Origin of the sequence: Desulfocurvibacter africanus subsp. africanus DSM 2603 (genome assembly GCF_000422545.1) — a bacterium.
Taxonomy (GTDB): Bacteria; Desulfobacterota; Desulfovibrionia; order Desulfovibrionales; family Desulfovibrionaceae; genus Desulfocurvibacter; species Desulfocurvibacter africanus.
Genome location: NZ_AULZ01000027.1, coordinates 14,249 through 27,097, shown reverse-complemented (window position 1 = coordinate 27,097; position 12,849 = coordinate 14,249). Strand labels below are relative to the sequence as shown.

Sequence of the window (12,849 nt, the reverse complement as noted above, 5' to 3'; positions counted from 1 at the left end):
GGTTGGGACTGAAAGAAAAAGGCCGCCTCGGCATGAAGCCAGGCGGCCGACGGGCCCTGTGGGGGTGTAGGGTGGGCCCGCTGGCCAACATGGCGGGGCGCTCGCCATGTTGGCCATGGGTATAAGGCAATGCAAGGGGCCGACGGGAAGCAACCCCTTGCAGGAAGGCCGTTGCCTCTCCTGCGGATGGATGTAAGGCAATTGGCATGCCATACCGTAAACAGGCTCGAAGCCAGTCCTGGTGGGGTTTGTCTCTCTCCCGTCCTTGCAAGGGCAGGCGCGTAAGCGCAAAAAGCGATACAGGCAGCGTCAATTTTGTTCACGACACTCCAGCGCCGGAAGGCGCTGAAGCAGCGCGCCGGTGATTGTAGCCGGAAAGCGCCAGGGAGCGGAGTATGAAAAAGTTGTTCACGCAGGAATTGCACCCCGAGGTTTTCGAGCTCGAATCCGAGGATGGCAAGGCCTACGCCGTGCTGGCCGAAGATCAGGAGACCCTTGTGGGTCTTTTCCCATGGGAAGATATAACCGGCGGCGAAACCACGGCCTTCCACAATGCCTTCCTGTTTCTGACTGCGCCCAAGCTGCTGGAAATTATTGAAGACATCGCCGAGGGCCGCGCGGACAAGGAAATCCAGAAGGAATGCCGCGCGGTGCTGGAAATGTTTACGCGCATGGCCACCGAGGAGAGAAGTCAAGGCTGATTTGTGACTCAACCGTCTGTCGGCAATCCACGGACATGAAAATCGGAGTCCGTCCGCTGGCTCGGACAAAGGCTTAGGGCTAGATTTCGCCCAGCGCCACGAAAGCGCGACCCAGATGCGGGATTGGCCAATGGTCTGCGGAGCCGGGCAACATTGCCGAGAGTCACTGTCCGGTGTCCGATACGCATGGGAACGAGGCTCGCAAGCCCCAGGACCAGAGAGGAGGAGCCGTGACGGAAATGCGCGACAGTATTGAAGAGCAGCCCATGGCCGAGCGCGGCAGCGTGGAAGATATGTCCGAGCTTGAGCTTTTGGAGCGGCTGTTCGAGATGACTTGCCCTTCGTGCGACCAGGATGCGGTCCGCCAAGCTGCGGTAGAGATGGCCGAGCGTATCGTTTAGCCCCTGCATTAACGGCTTTGTGTGGCGGCCCGCCCAGAGTGCTCTGGGCGGGCCGCCTTATTCATGCTGCTGCGACAAAAGGGAGGTTGGAGCCTTAACATAATCCTCCGAGCACATTACAATACCAAGGTTGGCTCATCAGGCAAGGAGGGAATTATGCGCGGTACTTATGGGCAGGCGAAGCGTCCGGCCGGAACTGCGGCTTTTGTGCGGGCCCTTGTGTTTTTTGTGATTCTTGCGGCCTTGGTTGCCTGCGGGGAAAGCGAGACCCCGCAGGCCTCGGGTTTAACTGGCTGGGAGCAAAATGGGGAGTACGACCAGCGCTATGATCCGCAGGAGCTGGATAGGGTCAAGGGCTCCTTCCAGGAAATCGTCGAGTTGACTCCTCTGGATGGCATGGCTCCAGGCATTGGCGTAATCATGCGTGACAGGGCCGACGACGAGCTGGTGACCGTGCATCTGGGACCCAAGGCCTTCGTTGGCAAGCAGTTGGAGGAATTCGGCCTGACCGCGGGACAGAAGATCAAGGTCACCGGCGTCTGGGCCGAGTTCGACGGCAAGGACGTGTTCATGGCGTCCAAAATAAAGAAAGGCGAATTCCAGCAGGTCAAGGTGCGTCGCACGAGCGACGGCACGCCTTATTGGAGCATGAGCCCGGAGCAATTGGCGGCCGAGCGTGCCAGCGAATTCGAGGATGACGGAGAAGGCTAATCATTTTGATCGCCGCCAGGTCTTCTTGGCGGCTGGGCAGCTTCCAATCAGGCGTCTTCTGGTTATTAAAGCATTTTGCATTTCAGACGCTCCCTTCGGCGTTGACGGCGGAATTACATTCCGCCTACGCCTGCGGGGCGGCAAGCCATGCCGACGCATGGCTTGCAGAGCATTTTCAAAAGCAAAATGCTCTAGAAGTGCAGTCCTTTTGTGGCGCATCTATGCTAATGGTGTTTTGAGACAGTATGTATAAATAAAGACAAGTGGAATTTCGTACAATTGAGATGATAAATGGATGCGCTCTGCCTTGCGTGTGAAAGGTCTAATCTGAAGATATAATAGTTCATTGAGTAAGTCGTTGAATACCAAATCCTGTTTATTGCATGTCGGAATGTGAAAGGCGCACGTCAATGCCGAGAAGCGGAAGGTGGCTGCTGACAAGTGTAAGTGCCGTAGGAATACGAAGCGGGCTGTCGGCTCGCTATGATTCGCCGTGTCGAGGCTGAGTTGTCTTTTAACTTTACCTGCGCACATTTTTAAATGTAAGACATGAACGCTGTCCAGATAGTATGGATAGTCAATGGACATTCCGGTATAATCTGGCAGGAAAGCATTTAAACAAGGTGAATCATGAAGGCCAAGCTCCTGGGCATTTTACCCTGGCGTAGAAACGCCGACGCTGCACCCGCCAAAGATGACGTGGTCAGCGAAGCCAAGGCTTGGTTCGAGTCGGCCATGGAGCAGGGCGCCTCCCTTGAACTGCTTTTGCCTGGCGAGGGCGACCAGATGGCGGCCATCCACGGCACGCCTTATCAGCTCCGCCAGGGGCGGGTCTACATGGAGATCAGGGAGCACGGCGTCTGCCTGAGCGATCTAAAGAACCGTGAAGCCATCGGCTTCATGGGCGTGCGCCGGGACGGCAAGCTGAGCTTCTGTCGTTTCTCCTCCAACCTGCTCGAGGCTGGTGTGACCAAGCTCGGATTCCGCATGGCCATCCTGGAGTTGCCCAGGAGCATGGAGGTCCTATCCCGCTCTACTCTGCGTATCGAGCCAGTGGAGAGTCAGAGCGTATGTGCCGAACTCTGGGCCGCCAAACTCCTCAAGTCCGGTCAGGAAGGCAAACTCGACGAATGGGGCCCGGCCGATCTCGTGCACTCGAATGAGGAATCACAACTGCGCATCATGGACATGTCCGCCAGCGGCATGCGCCTGCGCCTTTCGCCCACCGTCATCCGCCAGAAGATGATGCACGGCCTGTCTTTCCAAAAAGGCCGCAGGTTCTTCCTGCGTATGCGCCTGTGGGATGGAGGCCAGTCCTGGTCCGCCCCGCTGGTTTTATTCGCGGTCATCCGCAGCGCGGCCGTGGCTGACCAGGGCCAGACAGTGGACCTTGGTCTGCAGTTCATCGGTATGGCCAGTCAGGGCGGGGAAGGGGAACTGCTCTGGTCTCGCCTACCCGCGGATGGCGTGCCCGTGCTCACCGATTGGGTATTCCAGCGCCATTTGGAACAGGCCAGGCTGCAAGCTTCCATCTGAGCCCGTCTGTCTAGAATCGCAGCGCAAGCAGGATTCGTCGTACATGCACCTGACACAAGTCGCGTAAAAGCTGGGCAGGGTTTTGCCCTCCCCAGGCCCCTCCCCCCCGGGAAAGTTTTCCCTGGCCCTCCAACTTCATTGACGAGTTGCTCTGGCGGACCGCCCTCGCGCGAGGGTGCGGTTATGCCTTGCACATCGTCCCCGACATGCTTTGGGCTGCTTTTCGCGGCAACTCTTCTTGCAAAATACCGACAAACCATTGTGCTGGGTTATAAACGGCGGACGTCGATCCTTGCGCTTTGCTGCATCTTGGGCATCATCTGGGGACATCGGCTGGAGCGCGGACTCTTCGCCGCAAGCGTGATGTGGGGCTGTAAGCCTTGAGCTTATGGTCGCAGGCTAGATCAGAGGCGCTGGAAAGAGGGATCGGGGAGAAAAGGAGGCGGGGCTCAAAAAGATTCGCCGTAGGCGCGGTGAGCCGTTGGAACGGCTGTTTCCCATCGGCGAGGAGCCGGGAACTTCATCGCGCACTGGCGAATCTTGTGGCGGCACTCAAATGCCGGTTATGGGGAGATGGCTTAACGATAGCAACCCTCCGTTACTGTGAACCCAATCTGCAAAGGGACCGTCCCGATGCATTGATTCCCTTTTACTCTTGTCGCCAGATGTCTGTAAAGACCCATCTGCATATTTTTTTATGACATAATGCAGATGCAAATCTTGGAAACAATAAGAATTATTTCTGCACTCATCGCAAACACCAGACATTGAAGAGGAAAAAAGAAATGCTGGCTCTGGCCGTACTTGCATGTCTCAAGGAAAGTCACGGCCGCTGCGGGTCGCCTTTCATGGACGGGTTGGGCGGGAAGTGCTGAATGGCCGTCGCAAGAGTGATACGGGGGGTGCCGCTCCAAAAGACAGCGCCTCGCCGGAGCAGAAATTCCGACGAGGCGCTATGTTCAGGAAGTTTAGATAATCCGTTAAGTTAATGCCTTGTCTTTCCCATTAGAATGGCGCGTATTATCCGAAGATGGTCCGGGCAAGTGGGATAACCGTAGAAGGTGAGCTTCCCGGGCTTTTATGCTTTAGACGTTGAACAGGAAGTGCATGACGTCGCCGTCTTTAACCTCATATTCCTTGCCTTCCACGCGCAGTAGGCCCTTGGAGCGGCAGGCCGACTCGGAGCCGCAGGCCATGTAGTCTCCGTAGGCAATGACTTCGGCGCGGATGAAGCCGCGCTCGAAGTCCGTGTGAATGACGCTGGCGGCCTGGGGCGCTTTCCAGCCCTTGCGGATGGTCCAGGCGCGGACTTCCTTTACGCCGGCGGTAAAGTAGCTGATGAGGCCCAAGGAAGCGTAGCCCGTGTGGATGACCTGGGCCAGGCCCGATTCCTTAACCCCGAAGGAGGTCAGGAACTCAAGGTATTCCTCGTCGGACATGCCCACCAGCTCCTCCTCCACCTTGGCCGAGATCTTGACCACCGGCGCGCCGCGCTGGGCCGCCAGTTCGCGCACGCGCGTCACATGGGCGTTGTCCTCGGCCAGGCTCTCCTCGTCCACGTTGCAGCAGTAGATGACGTTCTTGGCCGTGATGAGGCCCAGCTCGTTGAAGAGCATCTTGCCGGCGTCGGTCTCACGGCCTTCGAAAGTCGCGGCCGGCTCGCCTTTGCCCAAATGCTCGGCAAGGGCCTTGGCCGCGTCGAGCACGGGTTGGAGCTTCTTGTCACCCTTGATTTGCTTGGCCAGGCGATCCGCCCGGTTCTCCACGAGCTGCAGGTCGGCCAGGATCAGCTCGGTATCGATGGTTTCGATGTCGCGCAGGGGGTCCACGGAGCCGTCCACGTGCACAACGTCGCCGGTATCGAAACAGCGCACCACGTGCAGAATGGCCTGGCCCTCGCGGATGTTGGCCAGGAACTTGTTGCCCAGGCCCTCACCCTTGCTCGCGCCCTTTACCAGGCCCGCGATGTCGACGAAGTCCACCGTGGCATGCACGACCTTCTGTGGCTTAACCAGCTTGGCCAGCGCGTTCAGCCGCTCGTCCGGCACAGGCACAACGGCTTTGTTGGGTTCGATGGTGCAGAAGGGGTAGTTGGCGCACTCGGCGTTCTGGGCCTTGGTGAGTGCATTGAAAAGTGTGGACTTGCCCACATTGGGCAGGCCCACGATGCCTATGGACAGAGCCATGGTGGTTCTCCTTTTTGTGATGACGGCGGTAGGGCTTGGCAGTCAGCCTGGCCGCCTCGGCACTTCGGGCCGGCCGGCCTCGCTTATCAGAAAAAGGAGATTCGCCCAAGGACTCGTTGCCGCGATGACCTGGCCGTCCCTAGTCCTTCTTGAAGAAGAACTCCTTCTCTTCCTTGGTAAGGATTTCCGAAGCTGGAATAGTTTCAGCGCTATGGACCGTGCGTTTGCGGTATTCGGCGATGGCCGCGCGCACCTTGTCCACCAGTTCCGACGAGTCGCACTCTTTACTGAAAAAGCCGAAAACACCGGTTACGTTCACCGCGGCCATGGCTGTTTGCAGGTCTGGCAGGCCGGTGAGCATGATCTTCACCGTGCGCGGGCTGATGTGCCGGATACGTTCCAGGAAGGACAGGCCGTCCATGCCGGGCATATGCATGTCCGAGATGATCACGGCGAATGGCCCTTGATCGCGCACCAACGCCAAGGCACGCTCGGGGCCCTCGGCGGTTTGCACCTGGAAGTGCTGGGAAAGGACGCCCTGGTACACGGCGAGGAATACGGGATCGTCGTCCACCAGGAGCACGCGTTCGATCATGGGGCCTCCCCGCGGCAGTGGAGGGAGATGAGGGATTGGCCCGCGCGGGTTAGGGCCGGATTGCTCAATACTGATTAATCACTTGCCGTTCAAGGGCAAGTCGGTATCGCGTGGCAGGATCATTGGCTGGTAAGGAAATCGAACTCCTCCCTGGTCAGCAGCTTGCCTTTGGAGAAAGGGCGGCCGGTGCGCGCGCCGTGCTTGTGGTGCTCGGCAACGGCCTTGCGCACGGCGGTGACCAGGGTCTGTGGCTGGCATGTCTTGCTGAAGAAGCCGAATACGTGGCCCTTGTTCACTGCGGCCATGGCCGTTTCCAGATCGGCATGCCCCGTGAGCATGATTTTCACCGTGCTGGGGCTCAGACGGCCGGCTTCGGCCAGGAAATCAATGCCGTCCATACCGGGCATATACATATCCGAAATTACGACGGCATAGGGAGGGTGCGCTTCGAGCCGCTCCAAGGCCTGGGCGGGACCGGTGGCCGTGTCCACGGGAAAGTGCTTCTCAAGCATGGCACCGAAGGCGACCAGGCTAAGCGGATCATCGTCCACGATGAGAATTCGTGTGCTGTCCGTCATTCAGTTGATTTCTCCGGAAATATTTAGCTGGGCGTCATGCAGGTTGCGGATGCATGAGATCAGTCCTATCCAATTAAGCAACAATAACAAAATATTCCCACCCTTAGTCAAGCAGTAAAATGAAAATGCGCCTTAACGCAAACCTATCGCCGATAATACGGACCGAGGGTATTGCATAATACACAGGCTGATAGTTGCCGGCCTGCTGATTACTCGCTCAGTCGTTCGTCGTGAACAGGCGTTCCAGTACTTGGTCAAACTCCTCCAGGTCGATGGGCTTGGAGAGATAATCGTCCATGCCGGCGTCCAATAGTTTTTCGCGATCGCCCTTGAGGGCGTAAGCGGTCAGGGCCACGATGGGAATTTTGGGATCGCCCGCCTCGCCCGCGCGTATGCGCTTGGCGGCCTCGTCGCCGTCCATCTCCGGCATGAGCACGTCCATGAGCACGAGGTCGAAGGAATCCGCGGAAAGCTTGTCGAGGGCTTCGCGTCCGTTTTCCGCCAGGCTGACCGTGTGGCCCTTGCGCCGGAGCAGCTCCATGGCCAGAAGCTGGTTCACCTTGTTGTCCTCGGCCAGCAGCACCTTTAGCCTGCGCTTCTGAAGCGCTTTTTGCGGACGGCCTGTTTCAGCCTTGGGCTCCTCTTCTTGCGCCACGTCGCATTCGATGGTGAAGAAGAAGGTCGAACCCTTGCCGACTTCGCTCTCGGCCCAGATGCTGCCGCCCATGAGCTCCACGAGCTGCCTGCAGATGGTCAGGCCCAAACCCGTGCCTCCGTACTTGATGTGCGCCGAGGATTTGAGCTGGGCGAAGCTCTCGAAGATGGAGGCAAGCTTGTCCGGAGGGATGCCGATGCCCTGGTCCGCGACCGTGAACAGCAGTTGCGTGCGGTCCGGGGACGAGGCTTCGCCGTTGCTGCTTACGGTTACCCGCACCACGCCCTGCTCGGAGAATTTGACCGCATTGCTCACGAGATTGGTGAGCACCTGCCGCAGACGGCCCTTGTCGCCGATCAGGCGCTCCGGCGCGCAGTCCTCAAGGGTATGATGGATGTGCAGCCCTTTTTCGTCCGCGCCCAGCGACAGGGGCTTGAGCGTGGAGTCGAGAACGTCGCGCAGGTCGAAGGGCTCCTGGTCCAAAGCGATCTTGCCGGCTTCGATCTTGGAGAGGTCCAGGATGTCGTTGATGATGTCCAGGAGGGCCAGGCCGGACTTCTTGGCCAGCAGCAGGTACTCCCTGGCCTGCGCATCGTTTACGCGCATCAGCGCGAGTTCGTTCATGCCGAGGATGCCGTTCATGGGCGTGCGGATTTCATGGCTCATGTTGGCCAGGAATTCGCTCTTGGCCCTGGTGGCCTGCTCGGCGACCTCCTTCTGCGCCTCCAGCGCATCCGCCCACTGCCGCAACTCGTCGTAGAGCCGCACGTTGTCCATGGCCACGGAAGTCAGGTCCGCCAGGGATTGCAGGAATCTTACCGCGTCTGGTTCGGGGTTGTGCTCGGCGGCCCAGTAAGCGCCGATGGCGGCCACGGGATTCGCGCTGCGCACGGGCACCATGGCCAGGCTCTTGACGAAGGTCGGCCGGTAGGTGTCCATGGGGATGCGCGGGTCGGCGTAGATGTCCTTGATCACAGCGGTCTGCCGGTTGAGCATGACCCAGCCGCTAATGCACATTTCCATGGGAAAGCGCTGGCCCTTCCACAGGGGCTCGATGGCGTCCTCGTCGGCGTAAAAGCATTTGTCTCCATCGCGCAGGACGAACGAAACACCGTCCGCGCCGGTCAACTCCCTGGTCGACGTGCGCACGACGGTCATGATCGACTCCAAGTCGCGCGCCGTGGACAGGTCCTGAGCGGCCTGAGCGAGTCTTTCCTCGATCCTGGCCCGCTGTTCGGCTTTTTCCTTGGCCAGGATGAGTTCCTGCTCCATCCGCTTGCGGTCGGTAATGTCCTGGACTGTCCCGAATCCGCCGAGCAGCTCGCCTTTCCCGTCGAACTCCAGTTCCGCGACCTCGCGGACCCACTTCACTGCGCCGGCCACGACGATCCTGTGCTCGATATCGTAAGCCTCGCCCTGAATGGCGGCCGTCCACTTCGTGGCCACTTGCTCCCGGTCGTCGGGGTGCACTCGGGACAGAAACAGCTCATATGTCAGCGGCGTCCCATGGGGAATTCCGAACAAGCGGTAGGTCTCGTCGGACCAGATCAGCTCGTTTCGCCGGATATCGAGCCGCCAGCTTCCGGTCTGTGCCACGGTCTGGGCGCGATCCAAGTCCGCCTGGCTCTCCCGCAGGGCGTTCTGAACCCTGGTGAGCGCGGTCACGTCCATGCCGTATACATTCACGTAATCCTGGTCCGGTATGGGCGCTATCGCCAGAAGATAGGCGCTGCCGTCCAGGAAAACCTCCATATCCCGCCGTTGGCCCATTCTGACCGCTTGCCGGATTGTCTCCAGAAGGTCGCCTGATGTCTTTCCCAGTGGGGATTCCGGGGAGCCCACAAGCAGCCGGCTGGCCTTGTTTGCGTATAGCAGCGTCCCGCTCCTGTCGAAACGGAGCACGGGATAGGGATTCTGCTCCGGGAACTTGGCCACGCTTTCGGCACGTTCCTCGGCTTGTTTTCGGGCTGAGATATCCTGCACCACGGCGATGGCGTAGACCGGCTCGCCGTCAGGCCCCTTGACAAGGGAGACGCTGAGACTGACCCAGGCCGGGGAACCGTCCTTGCGCAGGTAGCGCTTTTCCCTGGAGTATGTGCCGATTTGCCCGCTCATGAGGCGGCCGGTCAGTTCAAGATCCTCGTCCACGTCGTCGGGATGCGTGATGTCCTGACTTTTCAAGCCCAGCAGCTCTTCACGGGAACGACCGACGATCTCGCAGTACCGGTCGTTCATTTGAATGAATACGCCGCCGGGGCCGCGGTGTGCGATACCGACCGCGGCCTGCTCGAATGTGGCCCGGAAGCGCTCCTCGCTTGCCCGCAGGAGCCTGTCCGCCTTGATGCGCTGGCCGATGTCCGCGAAGGTGACTATGGCTCCGATCTGCCTGCCGTCGGGCAATTGGACCGGGGCCGCTGAAACAGAAGCGTACAGGGGTTCGCTGCGGCCAGGTATGCCGTACTTGATCTCCATGTCCCGCACGGTTTCCCCACCAAAGGCCCGCATGATCGGCAGCGAGTCGAAAACAACAGGCTGGCCGTCAAGTGTCTCCGCGAGCAGGGGGCCGGCTCTGTCTTTTAGAGAAAGAGCCAGCATCTCTTTCGTGTAGCCGAACATGTCCTGGGCGACCTGGTTGATCTTGACGAGCCGCTTGTCCTGGTCGAAGAGCATGATGCCTTCAGTCATGGAGGAGATGGCCGCATCGAGTTCTCGCGCCCGCTGCTGCGCCTCGTTCCTGGCCGTTTCGACGTCGGCCAACAGGGCCGTGAGCGCTGCGTTGACCGTGGCCAGTTCGTTAGTGCGCTCGGCCACCAGGCGTTCCAGCTCGTCACGGTGCTGGCGCAGTTCCTCCTCCATGGCTTTGCGTTCGGTAATATCAACGAAGATCAGGACCAGGCCCTCGATCACATTCGCCAGCGAGTGATATGGGGATATCCGAACATGGAAGGTCCGGCCGGGCTTGGAGCGAACCTCCTTTTCGATGCTGGCCAGCTCAGTTAAGGCGCGGCGGCAATCCTCCGCCAGGGCATCCTCCTGGCCGCTTTCCAGCAGGCTCGCCAATTGGAACAAAGGCCGGCCGCGGTCTTCCTGCCGCAGGTGGAAGATGTCCGTGGCCCGAGGCGTGAAGCGTTTGATGGATAAGCGTTGATCCAGGAAGATCGTGGCTATCTCCGTGCTGCGGAAGAGATTCTCGATATCTGAATTGAGATCGGCCAACTCGGCGACCTTGGCCTGAAGCTCGGTATTTAGCGCATAGAGCTCCTCGTTCATGGCCTGCAGTTCTTCCTGTGAGCTTTCCAACTCCTCGTTGGAGGACTGCAGTTCCTCGTTCATGGAGATGAGCTCCTCGTTGGCCGCGCTCAGCTCCTCATGCGTGGACTCATGCCGGGCGAGCATGTCCTGGAGTTCCTCTCCCGTCACCCGCAGTTGATCCTCCAGGCGGCGCACGAGTTCGTTGCTGCCAAGCGCCGTGGGAGCGATACGCACTTGATCGAGCGTTTCGCTCTCCTCGCGTCTCTCGGACGCCTCGAAGACCACCAGCAGCACCCCTGGCGAACCGTCGGCCTCCAGAGGCGAAACCGTCAGCCGGAATCGCGGAGTGGCGGAACCATCGTCATGCAGGTCTTCAAGCGCGACCGGCACCCTGTCCTTGCGGCACTTATGCAGCGCAGCGCGGAGGTGCGGCCGCAGGAACGGCCGCGCGGTGCGGAACAGGGAGTTTGTCGGCTCGCCCTCCGGAAAGCTCAGATAGGGGCCAAGATCCCCAAAAGAGTGCAGGATCTCGTTGCGTTCGCCGACCAGCAGCGCCGGACGGCCGTATCGCCGCGCAAGCGTGCGCAACAGCGTCAGGCCGAGATCCTCGGCCGGCTTAAGCTGAACGCGTTGCTCGCTCCCGATGGAGGCGATGCGCCGGACCGGCATGGTCAGCAGCGCACCCTTGGGAAGCGTGGCCGAAGGCCGGCGCTTGAAGAGTTTCCATTTTTTGTCCTCGACCTGGAACAGCTCGCCGCAACCCCCCAGTGTCTCCGACGGCCCAAGCAGAAGGAAGCCGCCCGGATGCAGCGACTGGAAGAATATCTGCGCCGCGACCTTCTGGGCCGGGCTGTCCAGGTAGATGAGCATGTTGCGGCAAACGATCAGGTCGATGCGCATGATGGGCGGATCGCGCAGCAGATCCTGCACGGCGAAAACTATCGAGTCGCGCAGTTTCGGGAGGACGCGGAAGTATTCGCCTTCTGGCATGAAGAAGCGCCTGCGGCGCCGCTCGCCTATGTCCGCCGCCGCGGCAGCGGAGTAGATTCCGGCACGCGCGGCCTCGATGCCTTCGAAGTCGGCATCCGTTGCGAAGACCTGTAGCCCGCGTTTATCTCCGGTCTGCTCCATGTGCTCCAGGAACAGCATGGCCACTGAATAGGCCTCCTCTCCCGTGGAGCAGCCAACGCACCATATGCGGACCAGATCGTCTTGCGGGCTGCGGGCAAGGACCTCGGGCAAGACCCGTCTGGCGAGAAGATCAAATGCCTCGTGGTCGCGGAAGAACCTCGTGACGCCGATGAGCAGGTCGTCCTTGAGCGCTCTGGCTTCATCCTCATCCGTGGCCACGAGGCGGGCGTAGTCCTGCAGCGTGGCCGCCCCGACCGCCAGCATGCGCTTGTGCGTGCGCCGGAGCAACGTGCTGTGCTTGTACTGGGAGAAATCCTGCCCCGCGGCTTGTTGAACGGCCGATATGATGGCGGCTAGGCTCTGCGCGTCGTCTGGTAACCGCGGGCCGTCGTTTTGGCTGCCTTGCCGGCTGCGAGTTCGGCAAGAGACGAGGTCAAGGAGCGTTCCGCCCATGCTCGCCGCAGGCAGGACGAAATCTGCCAGACCGGACTGGACAGCCTTGCGCGGCAGGCCGTCTTGGATCTCGCCCCCTTCCAGGATCAGGCACAACCCCCCGGCGGCGCGTATCGCACGCAGACCTGCGATACCGTCCAGGCCCGCGCCGGAAAGCATGACGCAGGCCGCGCATGGCCCGCGATCCACGGCTAGCGAGCGCAAGAACCGATCGAACGGGTGCGGCTTCAAGACCTCGTCCGCCGATGACGCCAGGCGCAGGAGACCGTGCTCGATCTTCATGCTTTGGCTTGGCGATATGACATAGGCCGTATCGGCCTGCACTGCCATGCCGTGCCCGGCGCAGATTATTGGAAAGCGAGCCTGCGCGCTCAAGATTCCGTGCAGGGAGGCATCCGAGCTCCATTTGCCCTGCATGACGACCACGAGGGCCAAGCCCGGATTTCGTGGCAGGCCAGCCAGGAGCGACTCCAGGGCTTGCAGTCCGCCAGCGGAAACAAAGATGGCTACGATGGGAAAGACGTTGCTATTCATTCCCTATCCTTGAGGTGGGCTGCAGCGATTTGCCCATGAGTGTGCGCCGACCGTAACGCGAGCAAACATCCCCACAACTGAACATCCCCTGTTTCTGGTCCATGAGCCGAGGAGCA

The 12,849-nt window shown here is 60.1% G+C and carries 8 protein-coding genes; 4 read left to right on the top strand and 4 right to left on the bottom strand.

Features of this window, described 5'->3' with window-relative positions:
* Window positions 1–395: 395 nt before the first annotated feature.
* The 4 genes from H585_RS0115980 to H585_RS0115965 all read left to right on the top strand — a co-directional run bounded on the left by H585_RS0115980 (window position 396) and on the right by H585_RS0115965 (window position 3,349).
* Window positions 396–701, top strand: a complete 306-nt coding sequence (locus H585_RS0115980) for a hypothetical protein (RefSeq protein ID WP_027368561.1) — start codon at window positions 396–398, stop codon at window positions 699–701.
* Window positions 702–931: 230 nt separating this feature from the next.
* Entirely contained in the window at window positions 932–1,102 is a 171-nt protein-coding gene (locus H585_RS23420) for a hypothetical protein (RefSeq protein ID WP_162531410.1), read from the top strand.
* Window positions 1,103–1,258: 156 nt separating this feature from the next.
* A complete protein-coding gene (locus tag H585_RS0115970; protein ID WP_027368560.1) occupies window positions 1,259–1,813 on the top strand; it encodes a MamS/MamX family magnetosome protein in 555 nt (184 codons plus the stop codon).
* 630 nt (window positions 1,814–2,443) lie between these two features.
* The gene (locus H585_RS0115965; RefSeq protein WP_027368559.1) at window positions 2,444–3,349 is read left to right on the top strand and encodes a PilZ domain-containing protein; all 906 of its coding nucleotides are present in this window, start codon (window positions 2,444–2,446) and stop codon (window positions 3,347–3,349) included.
* A 1,085-nt stretch (window positions 3,350–4,434) separates the two neighbouring features.
* Here the strand turns inward: H585_RS0115965 and ychF are convergent.
* The 4 genes from ychF to H585_RS0115945 form a co-directional block, all read right to left on the bottom strand.
* The gene (gene ychF / locus H585_RS0115960; protein ID WP_014259013.1) at window positions 4,435–5,535 is read right to left on the bottom strand and encodes a redox-regulated ATPase YchF; all 1,101 of its coding nucleotides are present in this window, start codon (window positions 5,533–5,535) and stop codon (window positions 4,435–4,437) included.
* 139 nt (window positions 5,536–5,674) lie between these two features.
* Entirely contained in the window at window positions 5,675–6,130 is a 456-nt protein-coding gene (locus tag H585_RS0115955) for a response regulator (RefSeq protein WP_027368558.1), read from the bottom strand.
* 119 nt (window positions 6,131–6,249) lie between these two features.
* Window positions 6,250–6,708 carry a response regulator gene (locus H585_RS0115950; RefSeq protein ID WP_014259011.1) on the bottom strand — a complete coding sequence of 153 codons (459 nt, stop codon included), beginning with the start codon at window positions 6,706–6,708 and terminating at the stop codon, window positions 6,250–6,252.
* A 217-nt stretch (window positions 6,709–6,925) separates the two neighbouring features.
* Window positions 6,926–12,733, bottom strand: a complete 5,808-nt coding sequence (locus tag H585_RS0115945) for a PAS domain S-box protein (protein WP_027368557.1) — start codon at window positions 12,731–12,733, stop codon at window positions 6,926–6,928.
* Window positions 12,734–12,849: the final 116 nt, after the last annotated feature.